Source organism: Halioglobus maricola, assembly GCF_009388985.1.
GTDB lineage: Bacteria > Pseudomonadota > Gammaproteobacteria > Pseudomonadales > Halieaceae > Halioglobus > Halioglobus maricola.
On the sequence record NZ_CP036422.1, the window covers coordinates 3,054,870 to 3,080,308 of the forward strand.

A 25,439-nucleotide genomic window follows, 5' to 3' on the forward strand; every position below is an offset into this window, starting at 1 on the left:
ACCTCAACCCAGTTTCTCGTCTGCGGTGAGCTGGCGCGCTTCAGATTCCAGCATCACCGGGATACCGTCGCGCACTGGGTATGCCAGGCCTGACGCCTTGCAGATCAGTTCATCTTTCTCTGGGTCATGCTCCAGTGGCGCTTTGCTCACCGGGCACACCAGGATGCTGAGCAGTTTTTTGTCGATCATTTCGCTCTCGCGGGCTATAAAAAAAGGAGCCGCATTATACGGGTTTTTGGCGGGCTGGGGCCAGCTATTGCGCGGGCATTGCCGGCACCAGCAATTGCGGGTCAACGCGCTGGTCTCGCCAACTCATGCGCCAATCCAGATGGGGGCCAGTCGCCCGGCCGGTAGCCCCGACTTCGCCCAGCAGATCACCGGTCTTAAGCTCCTGCCCCACCGTCACATGGAGCTTGCTCATATGCAGGAAAGACGACGACAAACCATAGCCATGGTCGAGAATAACCGTACCGCCAGAGTAAAACAGATCGTCCTCTGCCAGCGTCACCACACCGGCAGTCGGCGCGTAGACCGGTGTGCCTGTGGGCACCGCGACATCCACCCCGTAGTGAGGATTGCCGGGAGTACCGTTATAGACGCGCTGACTGCCATACACACCCGAAATACGTCCTGTGGCCGGCCATTCAAAGCCCGCGAGAGCGCCAAGCAGCAGATCCTCCCGCTCCAGCCGCTGCCCTTTGGCCTCGCGCACAAGGGCCCGCTCACGGCGGATTCGCTCAAGATGCTCCTCCGAGGGTGTCACGGTTTTCTGGGGTACGCCCTCCACCCTGGAGATACGGTACTCCCTGGAGGCAATAGCCAGAGTCTCAGTACAAGCAGACTCGCCCTCGACCACAAGCTCTGCCGTCGCGGCATTATTACGGCCGAAACCGGCGAAAAATGTGCCATCAGCCAGCACAGTCAAGGGCTTGCCATCGAGTGTCACGGCGCTACCGGGCGCAACCTCGCCGTAAACCAGCCCCCCCTGCATCAGCTGCCCCTCAATGTCGGGGCAGGCTGCATGGGCGGTCATGGCAGTGGAAAACAACAGGGTGACGGCAACGATTCGGGAAAACACGGCGCTAAAGACCTCGCAAATATAGATCTATCCATTTAACCACAACAGCAGGCATGGAAAAGGGGTCAGACCCCTTTTATGATGGCGCGATGGGAAGATACAGACCACCGCGTAAGCGCGGCTCGAAATACATCACACCGGAAGGCGAGGCCACACTGCGCGAAGAGGTGCACCAGTTGTGGAAAGTGGAACGACCTCAGGTGACCAATGCCGTGCATGAGGCGGCGAAAAATGGTGACCGCTCGGAGAATGGTGATTACATCTACGGCAAGCGGCGCCTGCGCGAAATCGACTCCCGGGTACGCTTTCTCAATAAGCGCCTCGACGAACTGGAAGTTGTCGAACGCCCGCCTGCTGACACCAGCAAGGTGCGTTTTGGCGCCTGGGTTACCCTTGAGGACGAGGCAGGCGTTGAGAATCGCTGGCGCATCGTCGGGCCCGACGAATTTGACCTGAAGGCGAATAAACTGAGCATGGACTCGCCGATGGCGCGCGCCATGCTCGGCAAAGGGCTCGACGACGAGGTCATCGTCCATAGCCCCTCCGGCGAGCAGCTCTACTACGTCACCGGCATCGACTATGCCTGAAGCTCGCTCGTCGCAGGCGAACTACGCGCTGTTCGTCCTGCTGTTGGCGTATATTCTGTCTTTTATCGACCGCAATGTGATGGCGGTGCTCATCGGGCCTATCCGTGCCGAGTTCGATATTTCTGACTTCCAGTACAGTCTGCTGCATGGTTTCGCTTTCTCCATGTTCTATATCGCCCTCGGTCTGCCCATCGCGCGCTGGGCAGACCGCGGCAATCGCAAACTCATCATCACTGTCGGAGTATTTCTGTGGAGCATCATGACCTGCCTGTGCGGTCTGGCTAAAAGCTTCACAACACTCTTTCTTGCGCGCGTGGGTGTGGGTGTCGGAGAAGCGGCACTCTCGCCCCCGGCGTATTCGTTGCTGGCAGACTTCTTCACTGCTGAGAACCTGCCGCGGGCGACGGCCATTTTCACCCTTGGCATCACTCTGGGCGGCGGTCTCGCCTACATTATTGGCGGTGCCATTTACCAGCATTTTGAAACAACAGGCGCGGTTCTTCCCGGGATAGGAGAGGTCAGTGCCTGGCAGATGACCTTTATCGCGGTCGGCCTGCCGGGGCTACTTATCGTCGCTCTGCTCTCATTCATGCAAGAGCCATCTCGTGATGGCGCTGCTACGAAAGAAGCCGCGGCGCCCGCTTCAATCGCCGACCTGACTGACCAAATCAAACAACACCGCCGCGCCTACATCGGGCTTATCGGTTCCATGTCACTACTGGCCGTATTGGGCTACGGCACCATGGCGTGGTATCCGGAATACCTGATGCGCAGCTTCGGTATGGAGCGAGCGGCAGCCGGCGGACAATTCGGCATTATCTTTCTCATTGCCGGTAGCCTTGGTGCGCTGGCAGGCGGCTGGAGCGTGCAACCCCTCGCCCGCAGGGGCTACCGCGATGCGCCGATGCGCGTGATCTTTGCCTGCGCCCTGCTATGGCTTGTGCCTGCCGCGCTGGGCCCACTGGCCCCTGACGAGAGCCTGGCGGTGTTGGCTGGGTGGCCCATCGTATTCTTCCTTAACGCCTATTTTGGCGTCGGCATTGCCGCTATTCAACTGATCACGCCGAATCGAATGCGGGCCCAGGTATCTGCCCTGATGCTTTTCTCCACCAATCTGTTCGGTCTCGCCTTTGGGCCCACTGCCGTTGCCCTGCTCACCGACTTTCTTTTCAGCGACGATCAGATGTTGCGTTACTCGCTGTTATTACTGCCTTTGATTGTCTGTCCGTTGTCAGCATTACTCGCCTGGCAAGGCTTTGCAGGCTATCGCAATGCGGTTAAAGTCAGCGGTCAGATGACAGACTCTCACTAACAATGCCGAGCCAACAAACATCCATAAAGAACCGCCTGCGGCCCCTTGCGGCACTTGCCGGCTGCCTGCTACTACTCAGCGGGTGCAAGATTTTGATTCAGGTGCCACCGGGCGCCCGTGTCGTATCGGATAACGTCGAGTGCACTGCTGGGGCCATTTGTGAAGTCGACGTCACCACCACGAGCTTCAGTGAGGCCTTCACCGTCGAACCAGAGCCCGGCTACCAGTTCGCTGGCTGGCGGAAAGCCGGGCGTCATCTCTGTGGCGGCAGCACCGCCGCTTGCGCCATCGACACCTCCGGCTTTGTGGGTCAGCCTGCTTTGCTGGCTTTTTTAGACAATGATGAAATCTTTTATCTGGCGCCCAGGATTGTCCCGGCCAATCCCTCTGTATCCGGCAAACTCACCTACGACCGGGTACCCCAGTTAAGCAATGGTCGCGGGCTCGATTACAACAACATCACGAGGATGCCAATCCGCGGGGCAACGGTGCAATTGCTGCGGGGATTCGACGAACAGATTCTGCAAGAAACGCGTTCCGACGCGGACGGCGCCTATGCATTTACCGCAGACAGCTCCGACGAAGTGTTTGTCCGCGTTAGGGCAGAACTCCTTCGGCAGGGCACACCCGAGTGGGACCTTTCGGTACGCGACAATACGCAAGGCGGCGCTCTATATGTCCTGGATGGCGCGCAGGCCACAATAGATGATGCCGCACAACGCAACCTGCACGCGCCCTCTGGCTGGGGTGGCAGCCGATATACCAGCGAGCGTAGGGCGGCGCCCTTTGCCCTGCTGGACACAATGTATGGCGCCCAAATGCGGCTGGTCGAAATCGATATCGATATCAACCTGCCGCCACTCAAAGTGTTCTGGAGTGAGAACAACAGCACCGCTGCTGGCAACCTTGCTGACGGCGACATCGCCACCAGTTTCTACTTTCGCGAGGCCAATGAATCAGCGCTGTACGTGCTGGGAAAACAGGATAACGATACCGACGAGTACGACGTCCACATCGTTGTTCACGAGTGGATACACTATCTCGAAGATCGGATTTCGCGGTCGGACTCCCGCGGTGGCCCTCATGCGGAAGGCGACATTCTGGATATACGGCTAGCGTTCAGCGAAGGTCTGGGCAACGGACTGGCCGCAGTGCTGCTGGACAACCCGTGGTACGTCGATACCAACGGTCCGGGGCAGCAGGGATCCTTCAGCTTTTCAATGGAGTCTGCAGCGCGTTTCAATCCTGGCTGGTTCAGCGAGACCAGTGTGCAGGCGCTGATCTACGACCTATATGATTCGAATAATGACGGTGCCGACACACTGGCTCTCGGCCTGCGTCCGATTTACCACGCACTGACCGGCGCCCACAAAACAACGCCGGCCCTGACCAGCGTGTTCAGCTTCTTTGACGCTCTGTTACAGAATTCGCCGGAGTTGGCAGGCCCGGTCTCCAATATGCTGGAAGCAGAACGCATCACCGGCGACCTCATTGATGCCTATGGTAGCCGTGAGCAATACCGCCCCAGCGGCGATCGGAACGGCACCAGATCGACACTGCCCGTTTATCGCGATCTCTCGGTCAACGGCGGCGCGGTTGAAGTCTGCAGCCAGACCCATCTGGACCCGTTCGACGAGGGCAACAAGCTGGGCGTGGGTACTCTGGTGAGTTTCAACGTGCCCACTGCGGGAAGTTATGAGGTAAGTGTCGAGCGAACTTCCGGCCAGCTCGGCAGCGACCCCGACTTTGCCGTCTACGCCAATGGCCAGACCGTCATTTCGGGGCTCACGATCGCTGGAGATAGCGAATCAATGCAAGGCCGTTTGAACGTCGGCCCACATGTCCTGGACGTCTTCGGCTACTACAACACCCGGGAGCCCGGCACGAATAATGCCGGAGACGCCTGCTACAGCGTTACAATTGAGTCTTCGGGTTCATAAGGAATCAGCCAATGAATATTTTCAGCCGAATTGTTTTCTTTTCGCTAGCTTCGCTGACATTAATGGCCTGCACAGAGCAAAAATCACTCGAAGTAGCAGCCTCAGAGCCTTCCGCCTACCGCAAACCCAGCGCCCCCACAGAACTGCTCACCGAGGGAACACAGAGGTCAGAAATAAGGAGTGAAATCGTGATACCGATTACGCTGAGGACACGGACTGGACACCAGCTCACAGTGGAACTACAGCCCGATGAAGGCCTCAACCTGGTGTCCCCTACCGGCCCGGTACAACTCACACCGGATGAAAATGGCAGAGTGAATCTGGAGGCAATTGTTCGAACTCCGGTGCAAGGCCGTCATTACCTCGGGATATCTACATCCTCAGGCGCCGGCATGTCGCGCAGCTTCTCGATCGCGGTGCAGGTAGGAACCCAGGCCATACAACCCAAAGTCGACCGCGATGAACCAGGCAGCGAAAACATCAGGCGCATGCCGGCTGAGGAATCAACGCGCTGAGCACAGCAGCTCAGGGCTCACAGCAATGCCGCCACCCGCTCGCGCATGGCGGGTACCACTTCGTCCTCGAACCAGGGGTTACGCCTTAGCCACAGTGTGTTTCTTGGCGAAGGATGCGGAGTCGGAATAAACCGTGGGCCAAACTCCTGCCAGCGGTGCACGCGCGCCGTTAAGGTCTCTCGGCTGTTGCCCAGATAGCGCACCTGGGCATAGCGACCAATCAGTAAAACCAGCTCTATCTCCGGCATCGCGGCGAGCACGCGCTCGTGCCACAAATCAGCGCATTCCGGCCGCGGCGGCAAATCGCCTGACTTGCCCTTACCCGGGTAGCAGAAGCCCATCGGCACAATGGCGATTTTGCCCTCGTCGTAAAATGTATCGTGATCGAGAGCAAGCCAATCGCGCAAGCGATCCCCCGATGGGTCATTCCATGGAATCCCGGTTTGATGCACGCGGGTACCCGGTGCCTGGCCCACGATGAGCACCTTTGCGGAGGTGCTTGCACGCACCACGGGGTTGGGCCCTAACGGGAGATCGTCCTCACAATGCCTACAGGCGCGAATCTCCGCCAGTAGGTCGACCAGTTCCAGCGCTTTAGGCACCGAAACTGTCCAGCTCTGGAAGGCTCAAAAAATAGCCAGCTTTATTGCCGCCGGTTGGCCCTGCTGGTACCATCGCGCCCTTCACGAACACCCTCAGTTTTACCTGTATTTTTTTAGCCGGAGCACCTATGAGCCGCCCCTCCCTGTTTGAGCTGGAAAATCATTCGGATTTCATCCAACGCCATATCGGTCCCACTGTCAAACAGCAACAGGAAATGGCCCAGACACTGGGCTATGACAGCCTGGATGCGCTGATTGACGACACCGTGCCTGCGGCCATTCGGCGCACCGTACCAATGGACCTACCGGGCGCCCAGACCGAACAGAACGTCCTCGCAAGGCTCAAGGCCCTGGCCGGCCAGAACGTCATCAATAAGTCCTATATCGGCACCGGCTACAACAATACCTATACGCCCCCTGTCGTCCAGCGCAATGTGCTGGAGAACCCGGGCTGGTACACCGCCTACACGCCCTATCAGCCCGAAATATCCCAGGGGCGGCTGGAAGCACTGCTGAGTTATCAGCAGATGGTGATGGACCTCACAGGTATGGACCTGGCCAACGCCTCCATGCTGGACGAGGGCACGGCCGCCGCTGAAGCGATGACCCTGCTGCAGAGGGTGAACAAGAAGAACCGCAGCAACGTGTTTATCGTGGCGGAAGATTGCCACCCCCAGACTGTGGCCGTGGTGCAAACCCGTGCCGAGGTGCTGGACATCGAAATCCTCGTGGGCAACCCCGATGAACTGCTGGGCGAAACGGAAGCTTTCGGCGCCCTGCTCCAATATCCAGGCACCCACGGGCATCTTCACGATATCGAACCGCTCATCGAAAAAGCTCACGCGGCCAAGACCCTGGTCACCGTGGCTGCAGACATCATGGCCCTGCTAATGGTGAAGGCCCCCGGCCAACTCGGGGCAGACGTGGTCGTTGGCAACAGCCAGCGCTTTGGTGTCCCCATGGGCTTTGGCGGGCCGCACGCGGCCTTTTTCGCCACCCGCGACGCCTACAAGCGCTCCACTCCTGGCCGTATTATCGGCGTCTCCATAGATCGCCGCGGCAACCAGGCCCTGCGCATGGCAATGCAAACGCGCGAGCAGCACATTCGCCGCGAGAAGGCCACCAGCAACATCTGCACCGCGCAGGCGCTGCTGGCCATCATGGCCACTTTCTACGCCATGTACCACGGCCCGGATGGCTTGCGTGTGATCGCCAGCCGCATCCAGCGCCTCGCCGCCATTTTTGCCGCAGGCATGAATGAACTGGGATACAAGGCAGACAACACGCACTACTTCGACACCCTGACTTTTACCGTTGGCGACGATGCGCAGGCCATTACGGACCGGGCGCTGGCTGCAGGGATCAACTTGCGCATCGACAGCGACAGCCGTCTGGGCGTCTCCCTCGACGAGACCACGACAGCCGAGGACATCGAGCAACTGTGGCGAGTCTTCAGCGGCCAGCAAGACGTGCCCAGCACCGCGGCACTGGATGCAGGCATTGAAGGCCACCCCGGCATTCCAGCAGCTCTCGCTCGCGAGGTAGATTACCTACAGCACCCGCTGTTCAACGACTATCACTCCGAAACCGAAATGCTGCGCTATATGCGCTACCTGGAAGACAAGGACATCGCGCTCAACCGCGCCATGATCCCGCTCGGCAGCTGCACCATGAAGCTCAATGCCACTACCGAGATGATCCCGGTGACCTGGCCCGAGTTCGCCAATCTGCACCCATTCGCGCCCTCAGAGCAGACCAAAGGCTATCAGGCCATGCTTGCCGAGCTGGATCACATGCTGCTCGAAGCCACCGGCTACGATGCCATTTCCATGCAGCCCAACTCCGGTGCCCAGGGTGAATACGCCGGTTTACTTGCGATCATGCGCTACCACCAGAGCCGTGATGACCATCAGCGCAATGTGTGCCTGATTCCATCGTCGGCCCACGGCACCAACCCTGCCTCAGCGGCACTGGCAGGGATGAAGGTAGTGATCGTCGAGTGCGATGACAACGGCAATATCGACATGGAAGACCTCAAGACCAAGGCCGAGCGGCACACCGACGACCTCGCCTGCATCATGGTCACTTACCCCTCGACCCACGGCGTGTTCGAAGAATCGATTATCGAACTCTGCGACGTGGTTCACCAGCATGGTGGCCAGGTCTACGTGGACGGCGCCAACCTTAACGCCCTGGTGGGTATTGCCGCCCCGGGCAAATTTGGCGCTGACGTCTCCCACCTGAACCTGCACAAGACGTTCTGTATCCCCCACGGTGGCGGCGGCCCCGGCATGGGCCCCATCGGCGTCGGTGCGCACCTGCAGCCCTTCCTGCCCAGCAACCCAGTGTCGCCGGTGCCCGGCGTGGCAGAGAGCAACGACGTGGTCTCAGCTGCCCCCTACGGCAGCGCGTCCATCCTGCCGATCTCGTGGGCCTATATCGCCCTGATGGGCGGCGATGGCCTGGCCCAGGCCACCAAAGTGGCTATTTTGAGCGCCAATTACATCGCTCATCGCCTCAAGGATCACTACCCGATTCTCTACACTGGCACCACCGGCAATGTGGCGCACGAGTGTATTGTGGATATCCGACCCATCAAGGAAGCTTCCGGTGTGTCGGAAGAAGACATTGCCAAGCGCCTGATCGACTTCGGTTTCCACGCCCCCACCATGAGCTTCCCTGTGGCAGGTACCTTGATGGTAGAGCCGACAGAGTCGGAGTCCCAGTTCGAGTTGGACCGATTCTGCGACGCACTGATCGCTATCAAGAGTGAGATCAACAAAGTTCAAGCGGGCGAGTTGGACGCACAGGACAACCCCCTGGCAAATGCTCCCCACACACTGGCAGATGTGGCGAACTCTGAGTGGAATCACCCCTACTCCCGCGAATTGGCGGCCTACCCCGTTGAGTCGCTGCGTCGCTACAAATACTGGGCACCGGTAAATCGGGTGGACAATGTATACGGCGACAGGAACCTGTTCTGCGCCTGCCCGGCAATCGACAGCTACCGCGAAGAGAACGCCTGAACAAGGTCGGATAGCCCTCCAAAGCCCCGCTCTGCGGGGCTTTTTTATGCCATATCACAAAACCCTCAACTCAAAAAATGCGAAAAATTACCGCGCTCATTCTTTAAACAATTGGCCTTAGAGGTCTAGGGTATATAGCCAGTACAAACTTATAGTGCGTACTGCCGTCGAAGAACAGGGTGATCTGTTCTCGCCGCTTACCGTAGAAAAAACGAGCAACAACTAAAAATGGTGGAAAAAACATGAAAGTATTCACACCCCGTAAGCTCGCGCTTGCGATCTCTGCACAGATCGCTCTGACCGCGGGCTACAGCCAGGTTGCCCTGGCTCAAGACGGAGCTGAACAACTAGAAGAAGTCGTAGTAACGGGTACTCGTAGGGAAGCCCGCTCAGTCTTCGATTCAGCCGCACCCATCGACGTTATCGGCGGCGACGAGTTCCGCAACCAGGGGGCCAGTGACATGACCACCCTGCTGCGCAACTCGGTGCCTTCCTACAACGTTAACAACCAGCCCATCTCCGATGCGGCGACTGTGGTTCGCCCCGCCAACATGCGCGGCCTGGCCTCAGACCACACCCTGGTGCTGGTCAACAGCAAGCGTCGCCACCGCGCGGCTGTTATTTCATGGTTGGGTAATGGCGTGAACGACGGCGCCCAGGGCCCCGACATCTCTGTCATCCCCTCCATCGCTGTCAAGCAGGTGGAAGTACTTCGTGACGGCGCCGCGGCCCAGTACGGCTCGGACGCTATCGCAGGCATCGTCAACTTTATCCTCAAGGATTATGACGAGGGCGGCAGCATTGAGGCCAAGTATGGCCAATACAGCGAAGACGGCGACGAGGACCTCTGGTCTGTAGCCGGTAACATTGGCCTGCCCTTTACCGCCAATGGCTTCTTCAACGCCAGCTTCGAATACGGCGAAGCAGCGCCAACCAACCGCAGTGTCCAGCGTGACGACGCAGCGGCCCTGATCGCCGGTGGCAACACTGACGTCGCTAACCCCGCTCAAATCTGGGGTAACCCGGATGTCGCCGAAGACCTCAAGACGTTCTTCAACATGGGTGTCGACCTGAACGCCAACAGCACCTGGTATGGCTTCGGTAACTACGCTTCCAAGACTGTGACCGGCGGCTTCTACTTCCGGAACCCTGATACTCGCTCCGCTGTTTTCGCCAATGGCGACGGCAACCGTCTGGTGGGCGACGAGACCGGCGACATGTCCGGCAACTGCCCCACAGCACTGGATCCGTCCGACGCTGCGGGCCTGCAAGCAGTAATCGACGACCCCAACTGCTTTGTGTTCAACGAGATGTTCCCCGGCGGCTTTACCCCCAACTTCGGTGCTGACACCGAAGACGCCTCTTTCGTAACCGGTGTGCGCGGCACAACCGACTACGGCATGGCTTGGGATGTGAGCGCGGGAGTTGGCTACAACGAAGCAGACTACTTCATCGTGAACACGGTGAATGCTTCTCTGGGCTCACTCTCTCCCACCGAATTTGAGCCTGGCTCCTACGCTCAGCTCGAAAAGAACTTCAACGTCGATGTGTCCTACCCGATTGCCGTTAGCTTCCTGGCTTCGGACCTGAACATCGCCGGTGGTTTTGAGTGGCGTGACGAGGAATTCGAAATCGGCATCGGTGATCAGGCTTCCTGGGAAGTTGGTCCGCTGGCTGACCAGGGTTTCTCTGCAGCATCCAATGGCTTCCCGGGTTTTGGCCCGATCGCCGAGGGTGACTGGAGCCGCTCCAACATCGCCGCCTACATCGACTTCGAAGCCGACGTGACCGACAACCTGCTGGTTGCCGCCGCTCTGCGCTGGGAAGACTTTGATGACTTCGGCACCACCACTAACGGCAAGATCGCTGCACACTGGCAGATCATAGAGAGCTTCGCTCTGCGTAGCACCTATAGCACTGGCTTCCGTGCACCGACCCCTGGTCAGTCCAATGCCTACAACGTATCCACCGAATTCAACCTCGCGACCAACGAGCTTGAAAACAACGGTACGATTCCTGCCTCAAGTGCAGTTGCGGCCCTGCGTGGCGGCACGGACCTCGACCCTGAGGAATCCACTAACTTCACTGCAGGTGCGATCTGGCAGGCAGGCGACTTCAGCATCACCTTCGACTACTTCGACATCGATCTGGAAGACCGCCTGGGTGTATCCCAGAACTTCGCGTTGACCGATGAAGAACGTCAGGCGCTGATTGACGCTGGTGTTGCAGGCGCTAACAGCTTGCAGACCTTCCGCTTCTTCACCAACGGCATTGAAACCAACACCAAGGGTTTCGACATCGTAGCCACCTACGACCTGGACAGCAGCTTCGGCATGACCACCTTCAACCTGGCTTACAACCAGACCGAGACCTCAGTTGAGGACTTCACGGTGGGCATTATCGACGAAGTGCGTATTCAGGAACTTGAGGAAGCACTGCCAGAGACTCGCTGGAACCTGATGGGCCATCACACCATGGACAACTGGCGCTTCATGGCTCGCTACAGCTACTACGACGACTGGTATGATTCTGAGGACACCCTCACATACGACGGTTACGGCATGTTTGATGCTGAAGTTGGCTACACCTTTGACGCTGGATTCTCCATCGTCGTCGGTGCTGACAACATCAGTGATGAAACGCCGGACAGAAACCCCAATGCTGCAGCTGGTGTTGGTAACCAGTACAGCCAGTGGGCACCCGGTGGCTTCAACGGTCGCTTCGTCTACACCCGCCTGATGTACGATTTCTAAGTACCAGGCAGGCACAAAAAACGGGAGCTTCGGCTCCCGTTTTTTTTACCCTCTTTTTTGACCAGTGAAGCCTTAAGCAATCAATTGGATGCCTCGCGAATAACCTGACGCAGACGCTGTTCCTTCTGCTGCTGGTCCTGCCGCTCCCGCTGATCCGCCTGGCGCTGCGCCTGCTCTTCCATCTGGCGGCGCTGGTCCGCTTCACGCTGCTCTCGTTGCTCCCTTTGACGCGCTATCTGTGCAGGGTCAGCGCCGTTTTCAAGCTGCTGCTGCTCTTGCTCATAGGCTCGCTGGCTCTGTTCTTCCATTTGCTGCAATTGGCGCTCATAGTTTTCTGCTTCGCGGGCGAGCTGCTCATCTTCCCGCTGGTGCTCCTGAACCTCGCGATCCACCGACCGCAAGATGCGATTAAACTCCTCATCAGCCGCAAGTGGCGGAATAACGCTCATCCCTATCAATGCCAATATCCCGGCTCTTGTAATATTCAGTTCCATTGTAAAATCCCTCGATAGGTTTACGGCGCAAGGCCCAGAACGCCCTTCGCGTAGGCCAGCGATGACAGCGCATCGACGCGGCTGCTATAAGCCTCCACAAACAACTTGCCGCGAACAACACCTCCGGCATCAACCACAATCATGCCCGGGTGCGGAATACCGTAATTGTCCTCCCCCGGGGCATACTTTTCATTCAGGATACCCAGGGTCTTAAAGGTCAGCGCGTCCACGTCCTGCAACAGGGGGAATTCAATACCCTGTTTTTCGACAAAGGCCTGCTGCAACTCAGGGGCATCGTAGGTTATCGCAACCACACCCAGGCCGGCGGCATCATAGGCCGCCTTATGCTGCTGCAACTCGGCGACCTGGCGCATGCAGTAGGGGCACCAATCGACGGAGCGAACCGCGAGAAAGACCGTCCCGTTCTCCCCGGCAAAATCGTCCAGCAGCCGCACATCGCGGCCCTGGTAACGGGCATTCAGCCCGGGAAAATAGGAATCCAGCTCCGGACCGGGGTCGAAGGCGTCCGTATCCGCGGAAACAAACATCTCCTGGGTTAATTTGTCGTAGGCGGCGTCTTTTAAGGGCGCACGAAGAGCAACCGCGATGGCCGCAATCATCAACAACAGACCGACCGAAAAAGCTATTTTTTTCAAGAGGATTCACCACTGGATTTATTCGAGATGCCCAGTATAGAGCGTGTCAGGCGAAAAGGGTTCCCCGAGGGTCGCATTCAATCTCAAGCGTCGCTAGAAAATCAGGCTTTTCCGTCGGTCAGCGCCTCGCCAACGCCCTGGCCGCCAACAGGCTCGAGCAAGGTGCAGCAGGGGAAGAATGAGGTCGCCCAAGTTTTCGCCACAGAACTAATAATGGAAAAACCTTAAATAACAACATCTTATAGACAGCATGGTGATAATTTTAGCACCCTTCGCCGGCAATGCTGACCTGCAATGGAAGCGGCTGAAATCCACCGTCAGGTCGCCACCTGCCCGATAATTCACAGCGGAGTGCTGCGATCCCTTGCAACCCCGCCGACAACCGGGATAATAGCCCCTCGAGCCTCTTGGCTCAGTCCCGCAGGACCAATATAAATTCAATGACCCAAGCGCTTCCCCAAGTCTCACTGGGCAGTTCCCGGCTTGTCCGTTTCCTGTCCGATCTGTCTGTGAGCAACACGCAGATTTCCCACCGCCAGTTTACAGAGCGGCTGGGAGAGTGGATTGATTTCTCGGATTCGATCACGCTCTCCGACGCCCATGCGCGGGAGCTGGCTGTGGAAGACAATGCGGTAGCCGACTTCAGTGCAGGTATCACCCAGGAGTTTCTGCGCGCGCGAAGCACTCTGATCCAGGCTGCGATGCGATCTTTCTTCCCCAGCAGTGGGCCGGCCCGTATCAAGTGGCCTGCAGCCACTGCACAACCCCCGGCGAACACCGAAGAAGCAACCGCGCCGTACCTGAAGTTTTACCTCGCCCAGCAGGTCGACATCGATGCGAAAATTCGCGGCCTACACCTGCGCACGCGCGAGGCCAGTAGCGGATTGTCAACGCGACTAGAGCGGATCTGCGCCATCGATGCTGCCCTCGGCGACGCGCTGGTACCGCGCACCAGGCGTTACTTCAGCGCGGTTCCAGCCCTGCTCAAGCGCCGCCTGGAATTCCTGTTCAGCGAGTACCAGACAGCCGTAACAGCCGGCGCTGACAGCAACGAGGCCTGGGCAGAAACCCGCGAGCAGTATCGCCGCGAGAGCCAGGGCCTGTTGTTGGCAGAAATCGAGGCGCGCCTACTGCCTGCACTTGGCCTGATAGAAGAATTAAACGAAGAGATCCCCAATGAAGACTAACCTGTTGTTCACCATAGCCGCCGCACTGGGCGCCGCCGCCATCTTGTGGATGGGTGTAGATTTTGTAGGCGCAAACGGCCTGGCTCTGATGGTCACCGCAGTCATTGCTTTCGTCTACGCAATGGGATTGATGGAACTGGTGCGATTCCGCAGCGATACCGGTGCTCTTCTCTCAGCGCTCAAGGCGCCACCGGTGGAGAGCGAACTCGCGCCATGGCTCGACACACTGCCCGCCACGCTGCGCAATGCCGTGGGCCTGAGGATCGAAGGTGAACGTGTGGGCCTGCCAGCGCCAGTATTCAGCCCCTATCTCGTGGGTCTGTTGGTCATGCTGGGTCTACTGGGAACCTTTGTCGGGATGGTCGACACGCTGCAGGGCGCCGTCATCGCGCTCGAAGGCAGCACCGAGCTGGCGGCGATTCGCCAGGGGCTTGCAGCTCCCATTGAGGGCCTCAGCCTCGCTTTCGGCACATCCGTGGCCGGTGTGGCCGCTTCCGCCATGCTCGGCCTCAACGCCACTCTCAGCCGCCGTGAACGCATGCTGGTGACCCGTCAGCTAGACACGCTGATTGCCGGTGACCTTCGCCACCATTCACTGACCTGGCACCGCCAGCAGACATACAATGCCATGCAGCAGCAGGCGGACACCCTGCCTCGCGTCGCGGAGCGTCTGGAGGCCATGGCCGGAGAAATTGAGCGCATGGGTGGGTCATTGGGCACACAGCTCCAGGGCAACCAGCAGCAGTTTCTGGATGGCGCTCAACAACAGTACAAGGAGCTGGCGGCTGAAGTAGGCAAGAGCCTGCGTGACAGCCTCGCCGACAGCGGGCGCCTGGCGGGCGAGAGTATCGCACCCGTGGTCGAGGAAACACTTTCACGCCTCGCCGAGCACTCGGAAACACTGCACAGCACACTGCAGAGCGCAAATGAAACGCATCTGCAAAGCGTTCAAGCCGAGCTGGAGCGCAGCTCCGGCGCCATGATTAGCCATCTGGGTGAAACCGGAAAGACCATGGCGGCAGAAGCCAGCAACACGTCCAGTATGCTGGTGACGAAGATCGCCGATCTGCTGGCGGGCACTGAGGCCCTGGTGCAACAGCGCGCTGCCAATGAGGCCCAATGGCTGGAACAGCAAAGCGCCAGCATGACCGAACTCACTGACACCCTGCGCAGCGAACTTAGCAGCTCCCGCGAAGAGGACCGCGCCCGCAGCGCCGCCAGCCTTGAGCAACTCACTGCACTGCAGACCGAAGCCAGCGAGCGTCTAGCGCAATTGCAGCAACAAACGGCGCAGCAGCTGGAACAGTTACACGCCTCCTCCGGCGAGGCACTGCGCCAGCTCGACAACAGCAGCAGCGACAACGCCGCCCGTCTACTGGCAAGCCTGGAAGAATCACTCGGCACAATCGGCACAGCAGCAGCGGACCAACTGACCAAGTTGACAAACGAGACCGCCACCGGCTTGAACACGCTCGAAGCCACCGCGTCCGCCCAGTTAGGCAAACTCACCGATGAAGCGAGCGCGCAATTGGCGACACTCGAAAGCACCGCGGCGGCTCACCTGGCCAGCCTGGGTCAGGCTTTGGAAGAACCGATGACCCAGCTGATCGAAACCGCGTCCGAAACCCCGCGTGCCGCAGCCGAGGTCATCGGCAAATTGCGCGAAGAGGTTGCCAATAACCTCGAACGCGACAACGCCCTGCTTCAGGAACGACAGCAGATCATGGCGGAACTGGCCGAACTCACCAGAACCATGGAGAGTTCTACCACCGCTCAGCAGCAGGCCATCACCGAGCTGGTGACCTCTACGTCCGGCATGCTGGGAGAGATGGGCGAAAATTTCCAGAACAGCCTCTCCCAGGAAGCTACCCGCTTGTCTGATCTCACCGTAGATGTGGCCGGCAGCGCAGCAGAAATGGCCAGCCTGGGCGAAGCGTTTGGCCTGGCAGTCCAGCTCTACAGCGAATCGAACAACCAGTTAGTCGATAACCTCTCCAGGATCGAGGAATCGATGGAAAAGTCCACCGAGCGTTCCGACGAGCAAATGAGCTACTACGTGGCCCAGGCGCGCGAAATCATCGACCAGAGCATGTTGTCCCAGCGCGAAATTATTGAAGAGCTACGCCGCCTCGGGCAGACCGGTGACCTGTTCGCCGAAGAGACCGCGAGCTGATGGAGGAACTGCAACAGGAACTGACTGACGACACCCCGGTATGGGCGGTGTTCGGCGATTTAATGTCGGGGTTGGTGGGTGTATTCGTCTTGCTGCTCGTGTGGGTTGTTGGCTACCAGGTAGAGTTATCGCAATCGCTTAAGCAGGAAGTTGACCTGCGCGAGGCAGAACAGCAGAGGCGCATCGTGCTGGAACAGGCACTCGAAGCACCGCTGGCCAGTGGCCGCATCACCCTGCGCGACGGCCGTATCGGCATCAGTGGCAGCGTGCTTTTCTCACTCAACTCTTCCCAGCTTCAACCAGAGGGCCGGGAGCTGCTGCAGTCACTGGTTGAGCCGTTAAAGCTTTACCTGTCAGAGCAGGACGAGTTGCTAATGGTGTCGGGCTTTACTGACGACCTGCCCATTCACGGTGACAACTTGCACTTCGCTGACAACTGGGAACTGTCGGCACAGCGCTCACTGACCGTTACCCGCGAGCTTATCGCTGCCGGCATGCCCCAGGGCATGGTCTTTGCTGCGGCCTTTGGCGACCAGCATCCAGTAGCCTCCAACGCAGATGGTGAAGGCCGTGCGCGAAACCGCAGAGTAGAAATGGCACCCGTACCGAAAACCTCAGCCGAACCACAGGCAATCAATGAGTGAGTTGAGAGCGGATCTGACGGCGATCAAGAGCTCAGCTCAGGGGCGTTACGACCTGCCCCGGCTGCGCTACATAGAAAGCCTGCTGCGCCGCGCCGAATCCGCGCGCGAACCACTGGCAAAGCGCCTGAACGCTAAAGTTCTCGCCGCTTTATACGACTACCGCATGGCGATGCCCGCGACACCCGACCACAGCCCGGTACCGCCGACCACCGCCAGCCCGCTCCATGATCTCAATCGCCTGCTGGACAGCCTGCAGGGGTCAGACGACCCGGACATCGCGCCGCTGGAACAAACCTTGCGCCAGCAGGAACTCGAGCTGGTCGACGCGGCCTCGCTCCAGGCTGAGCAAACCAGCGCGACTGCGCAACCGCCGCGCCAGGAAGAATTGAGGGCTGCGCGCCGTTTTCACAGCGCGATGGTGCGCCTCAATGCCGATAAGGTGGTGACGGACGCTATCGCCGAAATCCCGGAATCTTGCGGCCCCCTGAACCCTCAGCGCCTGGCAACCCGCTCACTGGAAACCATGCGCGACCTCTCACCCCACTATCTCAGCCGCTTTGTCAGCTATATTGATACCCTGTTCTGGCTGGAAGAAGCAGACAAAAAACACCGCAAATAGGCCTCTGGAGAACCCGATGCGCTCACTGACTTTTCTTATCCTGATCATCTGCAGCTTCCAGGCGCACGCTAACGCCAGCGACGAGCTTGACGCGCTGCTGCAACAACACTGGGATTGGTTTCTCGAGCAATCGCCTGAAACCCGCACTTACCGCGGCGAGACACGTGGTAACGACCGTTGGAACAACAACAGTAGCGAGGCTATAGAACAGCGCTACAAACAACGCGCGGCATTCCTCGATACTCTCGAGGAGATCGACCGCAACTCGCTGAACGCAGAGCAACAGCTGAATTACGATATGTTCCTGCGTCTGCTGAGCTTACGACAGCAGCGCCAGGACCTTGGCCTGCACCTGATGGCAATGAATATGCGTACCGGCCCTCACACACGCTATACCATCAGCGCTTACACACGCTTCGAGACGGCCGAGGACTACCGCATGTGGCTGGCCAGGATGAGTGCTATCCCCAGCTACCTGCAACAACAGCAGGCGCTGCTGGACGAGGGCATCGCACGCAAACGGGTGCAGCCCAAAGTAGTTATCCAGCGTATTCCGCCCCAGCTGGACCAGATGCTGGAGACGGAAACAGAAGCCAACCCTTTCTTTAAGCCATTTCTGACCATGCCGGCCTCTATCGACAAAGAGGAAGCAGATAAACTTCGCGCTGAAGCAATGACCGTCATCGAGACCGTTGTGAATCCGGCCTACCAGAATTTCAGGGACTACGTTGCCAACGTCTATCTTCCTGCCTGTAATCCAGAGCCCGGCATAGGCAGCCTTCCCGACGGTAAGGATATGTATAAGTTCCTGGCAAAACAGTTCACTACCACTGACCTGAGCCCGACAGAGATTCACGAGATCGGCAAATCCGAGGTCGCCCGCATTCTTGGGGAAATGAACCAGGTCATTGATGAGGTTGGCTTCGACGGCGATATCCAGGCGTTCAACGAATTTCTGCGCACTGATCCACAGTTCTACTACGAAACACCAGAGGCTCTGTACGAGGCTTATCTCGCCGTGTCAAAGCGGCTCGACCCTGAGCTGGTCCAGCTGTTCGGCAAACTGCCCCGCATGCCTTACGGTGTCACCCCTATCCCCGAGCAGATCGCCCCAAATACCACCACCGCCTACTACCAGCAGCCGGCGAACAACGGCACTCGCGCGGGCTACTACTACGTCAACTTGCATCGACCTGAAGTGCGGCCAAAGTACGAAATGGAAGTCCTCAGCGTGCACGAGGCCGTTCCCGGCCACCACTTGCAAATCGCGCTAGCTCAAGAGCTGGAGGGTATCCCACCCTTTCGCACCGCCAGCAGGGTAACCGCCTTCACCGAGGGCTGGGGGCTCTACTCGGAACGTCTGGGCTACCAGATGGGCCTGTATCAAGACCCTTACTCGCGCTACGGCCAACTGGTCTACGACATGTGGCGCGCCGTGCGTCTGGTGGTCGATACCGGGATTCACTATTTCGGCTGGAGCCGCGAGCGGGCAATTGCTTATTTCAAGGCACACGCTGCGAAATCCGAGGCCGACATCGTCAACGAAATCGATCGCTATATTGGCTGGCCCGGCCAGGCCCTCGCCTACAAAATCGGCCAGTTGAAAATTCTGGAGCTACGCGCTGAAGCGGAAAAAGCACTGGGCGCTGACTTTGACATCCGCAGTTTCCACGACGAACTGTTAGGTGCTGGCGCCATCCCGCTGGACGCGCTGGAGCGGCGCATGGACCGGTGGCTGGCACGGCAGCTCGCCGCCGCACCATCCGCTGGCTAGGCCTGGCAACGAGCGCCCGAACCCCCTTTCGCCACCACTCCCCGCGCAAAACACTCAGCCCATCGCAAATAACAGGGCGTGGGCAGGGAACTTGGTACTATCGCGCCCATAGCAATGACCCCGGTGAAACAGCGTATTTTCACGTAGAATGAGGTCAGATAAAGAGCAAGGGATAGGGATATAGAGATGGCAGGAAAGCTCGTAAAGATTATTGCACCTATTGCGGTTATCGCCGTAAGCGCAGGCGCGTTCGCCCTGCTGCAGGCCTCACGGCCAGAACCTGAGAAAAACGAGGAGGGCCCACGCCCTACTACCGTCTACACAGCGCCTGTCATTCAGGAAAACACCGCCCTGGAAGTAATAACACAGGGTGAAGTGCGTTCACGTACCGCCATCGACCTGATGTCACAGGTGGGCGGGCGTATCGTGGCCGTATCAGATGAGTTCGTAGAAGGTGGCCGTATCGAGCCCGGCGTCACTCTGGTCCAGATCGATGACACCGACTATCAACTGGCCCTGAGCCAGGCCCAGGCTCGCCTGGCCGAAGCCGAACTCGGCGTGCAGCAGGCCCTGGCAGACCAGGACGTCGCCCGCAAACAACTGCGCAATCAAAAAGATGTTTCCGATCTGGCGCTCAAGAAACCCCAGGTAGCCCAGGCCAATGCTGTGCGCGCCGCCGCCAGAGCGGGTCTTGAGCAGGCAAAAGTTGACCTGCAGCGCACCCGCGTTACGCTGCCCTTCCGCGGCCGTTTCGCCAGCACCAATGTTCATATCGGGCAGTTCATTGCGCCCGGCACGGTGATCGGCAAGGTGTTCGGCACTGACAGTGTCGATGTGCGCCTACCGCTCAACAATGCCCAACTCGCTTCGCTGGGGCTGCCCATCGGCTATGTTGCGGACGAGGGCGCTGGCCTGCCTGTGCGATTTACCGCCCAGGTTGCCGGCCAGCACCACACATGGCATGGCACTCTGGTGCGCCTGGACGCAGCGGTAGATCCCAACACGCGCATGCTCTACGCCCTGGCAGAGATTGAAGAGCCATATGCAAGCGGTGTCTCCGACAAGGGTATGCCGATGGCGGTAGGTCTTTACGTCGAGGCGCATATTGGTGGCCGTGACATGGTGGACGCCACGATTATCCCTGCGAACGCCCTGCGAGCGGGCGACAAGGTGTTTCTGGTTAACGAAGACGGCGTTCTTGAAATTCGGGACGTCGACGTCGCCCATGCCAGTCGCGAACGCGTTGTTGTCAGCGCAGGCCTGAACTCGGGCGAACGCGTGATCGTTTCTGCCATTCGCAACCCCATTCAAGGGATGGCACTCGCCACCAGTGAGGAGGGTTAAGCCATGAGACGCGTCGTAAACTGGTGGGTCAACAACCCCGTCGCTGCCAACCTGCTGATGGTTGGCATTCTACTCTCCGGCTATCTGGGCATGCAGGGGATGGAAAAAGAAGCTTTTCCCCAGTTCAAGATAAATCAGGCACACATCGCTGTAGCCTGGCCTGGCGCGAACCCGCAGGAAATGGAAGAGCAGGTCATCGCCCGGATTGAGCAGGCGCTCGATGACGTCGACCGGGTCTATCACTACTACTCCAGCGCAACCGAGGGTTCAGGAGAAATTCGCGTTTCTACGTATCCCAACGTGGACATCAATGAGTTTATCAACGAGGTGAAGAACGCGGTCGATTCAGTCACCTCTTTACCAAGAGACATGGAACCCCCGCGCGTCCAGCGACTGCAGACACGCGACGAGATGCTCCGCGTCGTTGTCTTCGGCGATGCCACAGAGAGAGAACTGACCCGCCTCGCCGAAGACCTGAAAGACGACATGGCCTCACTGCCCTTCGTATCGACCATCAACCTGTTCGGCACGCGCAACGAAGAGGTGACGATTGAACTCTCCGAATCGGCAATGCGGCGCTACGGGCTGACCTTCGCCCAGGTGGCAGATGCTATTCGCGCGAACTCCATCAACCTCTCCTCTGGCCGTGTTCGAACCGAAACAGGCGATGTACAGCTCCGTGCTCGCAACCTCGCCGACAACCAGTACGATTTTGAGCGCATTGTTATCCGCCAGACGTCTGAGGGCGCGGTGATTCGTGTCGGCGACGTCGCAAAGGTGATTGATGGCTACGAGGACAACGAAATCCTCGCAACCATGAACGGCCAGCCGGCGGTGCTGTTGCAAGCGCAAAGCACCGACAATATGCAGGTTGCCAAAGCGTCTGCTGCGGTCAACGCATGGATGGAAGAAGTTCGCCCGGGCCTGCCACGCGGCATCGAACTCGAGATGTGGTTCGACACCGCGGACATTTACAATTCACGCATGGACCTGATCGGTGAATCGGCCTTTCTCGGTTTGGTTCTGGTATTCATCGTCCTGATTCTCTCGCTGCGCCCCAAGGTAGCACTGTGGGTGACGGCCGGTATTGCAGTCGCGTTTCTAGGTACCTTTTCGCTATTGCCGATGAACGATGTCTCACTGAACATCATGTCGACCTTCGCATTCCTGTTAGTGCTGGGCATCGTGGTGGACGATGCGATCGTCGTGGGTGAAAGCATTCACCATGAAGCACACATTTCCGGCGGGGGCGCAAAATCGGCTGTCGACGGCGCGATGGCTGTGTCCAGACCGGTGATATTTGCCGTATTGACAACAATTATCGCCTTCGCCCCCTGGTTGTTCGTATCCGGTGAAACTGCACAGATCACCCGCCAGATTTCCATCGTCATAACCGTGGCCCTGGTCATTTCCCTGATCGAGGCGTTCTTTATTCTGCCCACTCACCTGAGCCATCTTGAACCGCGCAAGGAACTACGCGGCCTGGCCAAGACCCAGCAGAAAATTGAACACAGTATTATCGATTTCGCTCACAACAAGTTCCGCCCACTGCTGGCGTCGGCGGTCAAGCATCGCTACCTCACTGCAAGTATCTTTGTCGGTGCGTTTGTTATTGCTATTGGTATCTTCTCTAGCGGCTGGGTGCGTTTCTACTTCATGCCTCAGGTCGAATCCGAGACTATTAATATCAATGTGACTCTTCCTACCGGCACCCCTTACTCCAGAGCATTGGAAATCCTCGACCACCTGCAAGCGGCGGAGAGAGAGCTCATCGAGGAAGTGAACAGCGCCGCTGAAGAATCTGGCGAAGGGTCTGGCAAGCTGATCGAGGGCTGGTATACACGTTCACGTCGCGACAGCGTGATCGCAATCGTGAAACTGGCACCCCCGGAAGTTCGAGACATGTCGGCCAAGGAAGCCGCTGAACGATTCCGGGAACTGGTCGGGGAAATTCCCGACGCCGATGAAATCGACGTGAACTACAGCCTCAATGGCGGTGGCGGAGACGTCACCTACCTGCTCAAACACCGGGACGCAGAACAGCTGAGCAACGCCAGCCGTGACTTGCAGGCTCACCTGCGAACTTACGATGGCACATTCTTCGTCCGCGACAGTCAGCGCGGTGAGTCCGATGAAATTCTGCTAAACCTGCGCCCCGGTGCGGAAAAAATGGGGATAACACTCGCAGATGTCTCGCTCCAGGTGCGTCAGGCCTACTATGGCGAAGAAGTACAGCGACTGCCGCGGACCAATGGCGACGTAAAGGTCATGGTCAAGTACCCACAGGAGCAGCGCAGAAATCTCTCCAGCCTGAACAACTTCCGGATTCGCACAGCGGATGGTCGCGAAGTCGCCTTGCTGTCGGTGGTAGAGGTTGGTCTGGCCAGAGGCGCACAGCGTATTCAGCGACGCGATGGTGAACGCTACATCCGCGTGCGCGCTGACATGGATCACGACCTTATGGGCGACATCACCAAGGAAGTGAACGACGATTTCCTGCCAGTGCTCGAGGCGCGCTATCCTGGCCTGGAGCTTCTAAAGGGAGGCCAGCAGGAAGAAGAAGAAGTTTTCTTCAATGAGATCATAGCGCTCTACGCCGTCGCGTTTTTCGTTATGTATGCACTGATCGCTGTGGCGTTCCATTCCTACTGGCTGCCACTGCTGGTGATGACGGCAATCCCCTTTGGATTCATGGGCGCCGTCTTCGGCCACCTGCTGTTCGGCACGCCAATGGCACTGTTTTCATGGTTCGGTATAGGTGCGGCAGCGGGCGTTGTCGTCAACGACAACCTCGTTCTGGTTGACTATATAGGCAGGTTGCGCGCCCAGGGGCGCAGCGTCGTTGACGCCATTATCGAAGCCGGCGTAGGCCGCTTCCGTCCCATCTTGCTGACCACAGTCACCACCTTTGTCGGCCTTATGCCGATTATGGCGGAACGCTCTACCGACGCGCAGTTTCTCAAGCCGGCGGTACTATCGCTGGCATTTGGTGTTCTATTCGCCCTGTTCGTCACCTTGCTGATGGTGCCCGCACTCTACGCCATCGGTGAAGACGCCGCTCGCGGCTGGGCCTGGCTGAAGGCCAAGGTATTTGGACAGCGCACAAGCTCGGTTAAACAGAGTTAGCGATTGCTGGCGGAGGCCAGCCTTGTGAAAAACCAGCGCGGCGGCCGCCGCGCTGGCGTCGTAACGATCAGTTCAGATCTTGCAGATATTTGTCGGTCAGCTTGTCGATAGACCAGGAATCAGGGCGCTGGCTGGGCGGGTACTTGGCGAAAGTCTCAAGATACCGTGTGGTCACCGCACCAGACATATACATCCATGCACCCTTGTCGATAACCCAGTCCCAATAGGTATTGGAATTGTGGTCCGCGCGCTCAAACGGATCCCGGCGCAGGTTGAATATCTTGGGAACTCGCAAGGTTACCGAAGGCTCGGCCCAAAGTGCCATCGTCTGGGCGCGGTTCTCAGCGTAAACAATTTTCCAATCGCCAATGCGCACACATACCGGCATCCCACCATCGTTGTGGTAGATAAATTCGGTGCGTGGACCCGCGTCAACTTCACCTTTCATATAAGGCACGAAATTGTAGCCATCCAGATGCAATTTTGAGTTCTTTTTACCGACCCGCTTACCTTTCAACAGGTCTTGCTTCAGGTCTGCATCGCCCGCCGCCGCTACCAGCGTGGGCATCCAGTCCAGATGGGACATCACCGCGTTTGAGACCTGACCAGGCTTCACCTCTGCAGGCCAGCGCATCACCGCCGGCACACGGTAAGCACCTTCCCAGTTGGAGTTTTTCTCACTGCGGAACGGAGTGATACCGGCATCGGGCCAGGTGTTGTAGTGCACGCCATTATCGGTGGAATAGAATACGATCGTGTTCTCAGCGATCTTCAATTCATCCAGCTGGTCGAGCATTTCGCCCACCAGTTCGTCGTGGGCAACCATGACGTCGTTATAAAAATCCTGTCCGGATTTACCCAGATGCTTGTCCGCAGGATGGGTGCGGAAGTGCATCCCGGTGGTATTTACCCAGACAAAGAATGGCTTGCCGGATTGCACCGACTGGTCGACGAATTTCTTTGCCGCAGCAACAATTTCCTCGTCCACATTTTCCATTCGCTTGCGCGTCAGCGGGCCTGTGTCCTCGATACGACCATCAGCGTAGGAGCGAATAACCCCCCGCGGCCCAAACATCTGCTTGAACCAGGGCGCCTGGGGATAATCGACATCCTCTGGTTCTTCCTCGGCGTTCAGGTGATAAAGATTACCGAAGAATTCGTCGAAGCCGTGGTTGGTCGGGAGATGTTCGTCCTTGTCGCCAAGGTGATTCTTGCCAAACTGACCAGTGACATAGCCGTGATCCTTGAGCACCTCGGCGATCGTCAAATCTCTATCCTTAAGGCCGATCTCTGAGCCAGGCATGCCTACTTTGGACAGGCCTGTGCGCAAAGGCGACTGCCCGGTAATAAAGCTGGAACGGCCCGCCGTGCAACTCTGGTCACCGTAGTAGTCGGTAAATCGAATACCCTCGTCAGCAATCCGGTCGATGTTGGGCGTGCGATAGCCCATGATGCCGTCGCTGTAAGCGCTGATATTGGTGATGCCAATGTCATCGCCCCAGAACACCAGAATATTGGGTTTTTCGGCGGCGAAGACAGGAGTCGCAGCAGCCGCGCAGAGGGTCAAGGTACTAATGATTCTCTTCAACATGATGTTTCCTCGATTAGA

19 protein-coding genes are annotated in these 25,439 nt (G+C 58.3%); 13 read left to right on the top strand and 6 right to left on the bottom strand.

Annotation, left to right across the window (positions count from 1 at the left end; translation table 11 throughout):
- Positions 1 to 3 precede the first annotated feature (3 nt).
- On the bottom strand, positions 4 to 189 hold the full coding sequence (locus EY643_RS13910; protein ID WP_153239799.1) for a Trm112 family protein: 186 nt from the start codon (positions 187 to 189) through the stop codon (positions 4 to 6).
- Between the two features lie 64 nt (positions 190 to 253).
- Positions 254 to 1,078, bottom strand: coding sequence for a M23 family metallopeptidase (locus tag EY643_RS13915; RefSeq protein ID WP_338035545.1), 825 nt, complete (start codon positions 1,076 to 1,078; stop codon positions 254 to 256).
- An 89-nt stretch (positions 1,079 to 1,167) separates the two neighbouring features.
- On the opposite strand from EY643_RS13915, the gene greB reads away from it, so the two are divergent.
- Genes greB through EY643_RS19730 form a run of 4 tightly spaced genes read left to right on the top strand, consistent with a single transcriptional unit; the run spans position 1,168 to position 5,432 of the window.
- Positions 1,168 to 1,665 (top strand): transcription elongation factor GreB, encoded by a 498-nt coding sequence (gene greB / locus EY643_RS13920; protein ID WP_153239800.1) that lies wholly within the window; start codon positions 1,168 to 1,170, stop codon positions 1,663 to 1,665.
- Positions 1,658 to 2,977, top strand: coding sequence for a spinster family MFS transporter (locus EY643_RS13925; RefSeq protein ID WP_153239801.1), 1,320 nt, complete (start codon positions 1,658 to 1,660; stop codon positions 2,975 to 2,977). The genes greB and EY643_RS13925 overlap by 8 nt, the downstream gene beginning before the upstream one ends.
- A gap of 2 nt (positions 2,978 to 2,979) precedes the next feature.
- Entirely contained in the window at positions 2,980 to 4,917 is a 1,938-nt protein-coding gene (locus tag EY643_RS13930) for a hypothetical protein (RefSeq protein ID WP_153239802.1), read from the top strand.
- An 11-nt stretch (positions 4,918 to 4,928) separates the two neighbouring features.
- Positions 4,929 to 5,432, top strand: coding sequence for a hypothetical protein (locus EY643_RS19730; protein WP_205743073.1), 504 nt, complete (start codon positions 4,929 to 4,931; stop codon positions 5,430 to 5,432).
- Between the two features lie 17 nt (positions 5,433 to 5,449).
- Here the strand turns inward: EY643_RS19730 and EY643_RS13940 are convergent, their stop codons facing one another.
- Positions 5,450 to 6,034, bottom strand: coding sequence for a uracil-DNA glycosylase family protein (locus EY643_RS13940; protein ID WP_240732710.1), 585 nt, complete (start codon positions 6,032 to 6,034; stop codon positions 5,450 to 5,452).
- A gap of 128 nt (positions 6,035 to 6,162) precedes the next feature.
- On the opposite strand from EY643_RS13940, the gene gcvP reads away from it, so the two are divergent.
- Together gcvP and EY643_RS13950 are read left to right on the top strand one after the other, a co-directional pair.
- A complete protein-coding gene (gcvP, locus tag EY643_RS13945) occupies positions 6,163 to 9,060 on the top strand; it encodes an aminomethyl-transferring glycine dehydrogenase (protein WP_153239804.1) in 2,898 nt (965 codons plus the stop codon).
- A gap of 242 nt (positions 9,061 to 9,302) precedes the next feature.
- Positions 9,303 to 11,813, top strand: coding sequence for a TonB-dependent receptor plug domain-containing protein (locus tag EY643_RS13950; RefSeq protein WP_153239805.1), 2,511 nt, complete (start codon positions 9,303 to 9,305; stop codon positions 11,811 to 11,813).
- A gap of 80 nt (positions 11,814 to 11,893) precedes the next feature.
- Here the strand turns inward: EY643_RS13950 and EY643_RS13955 are convergent, their stop codons facing one another.
- Both EY643_RS13955 and EY643_RS13960 read right to left on the bottom strand, forming a co-directional pair.
- Entirely contained in the window at positions 11,894 to 12,307 is a 414-nt protein-coding gene (locus tag EY643_RS13955; RefSeq protein ID WP_153239806.1) for a hypothetical protein, read from the bottom strand.
- A 20-nt stretch (positions 12,308 to 12,327) separates the two neighbouring features.
- A complete protein-coding gene (locus EY643_RS13960; protein WP_153239807.1) occupies positions 12,328 to 12,963 on the bottom strand; it encodes a peroxiredoxin family protein in 636 nt (211 codons plus the stop codon).
- Positions 12,964 to 13,403: 440 nt separating this feature from the next.
- Here EY643_RS13960 and EY643_RS13965 point away from each other — a divergent pair, with 440 nt between their 5' ends.
- The 7 genes from EY643_RS13965 to EY643_RS13995 all read left to right on the top strand — a co-directional run bounded on the left by EY643_RS13965 (position 13,404) and on the right by EY643_RS13995 (position 23,830).
- Positions 13,404 to 14,150: a DUF3348 family protein gene (locus tag EY643_RS13965; RefSeq protein WP_153239808.1), complete on the top strand. Its 747-nt coding sequence runs from the start codon at positions 13,404 to 13,406 to the stop codon at positions 14,148 to 14,150.
- Positions 14,140 to 16,323, top strand: a complete 2,184-nt coding sequence (locus EY643_RS13970) for a coiled-coil domain-containing protein (RefSeq protein ID WP_153239809.1) — start codon at positions 14,140 to 14,142, stop codon at positions 16,321 to 16,323. The genes EY643_RS13965 and EY643_RS13970 overlap by 11 nt, the downstream gene beginning before the upstream one ends.
- A complete protein-coding gene (locus EY643_RS13975) occupies positions 16,323 to 16,967 on the top strand; it encodes an OmpA family protein (protein ID WP_153239810.1) in 645 nt (214 codons plus the stop codon). Before EY643_RS13970 ends, EY643_RS13975 begins: the two co-directional genes overlap by 1 nt.
- Complete coding sequence (locus EY643_RS13980; protein WP_153239811.1) at positions 16,960 to 17,586, top strand: DUF2894 domain-containing protein; 627 nt, start codon at positions 16,960 to 16,962, stop codon at positions 17,584 to 17,586. The genes EY643_RS13975 and EY643_RS13980 overlap by 8 nt, the downstream gene beginning before the upstream one ends.
- A 16-nt stretch (positions 17,587 to 17,602) precedes the next feature.
- A complete protein-coding gene (locus EY643_RS13985) occupies positions 17,603 to 19,360 on the top strand; it encodes a DUF885 domain-containing protein (RefSeq protein ID WP_153239812.1) in 1,758 nt (585 codons plus the stop codon).
- Between the two features lie 186 nt (positions 19,361 to 19,546).
- Positions 19,547 to 20,704, top strand: a complete 1,158-nt coding sequence (locus EY643_RS13990) for an efflux RND transporter periplasmic adaptor subunit (protein WP_153239813.1) — start codon at positions 19,547 to 19,549, stop codon at positions 20,702 to 20,704.
- 3 nt (positions 20,705 to 20,707) lie between these two features.
- Entirely contained in the window at positions 20,708 to 23,830 is a 3,123-nt protein-coding gene (locus EY643_RS13995; RefSeq protein WP_153239814.1) for an efflux RND transporter permease subunit, read from the top strand.
- A gap of 67 nt (positions 23,831 to 23,897) precedes the next feature.
- Here the strand turns inward: EY643_RS13995 and EY643_RS14000 are convergent, their stop codons facing one another.
- Positions 23,898 to 25,421, bottom strand: a complete 1,524-nt coding sequence (locus tag EY643_RS14000) for an arylsulfatase (RefSeq protein WP_153239815.1) — start codon at positions 25,419 to 25,421, stop codon at positions 23,898 to 23,900.
- Between the last annotated feature and the right edge of the window lie 18 nt (positions 25,422 to 25,439).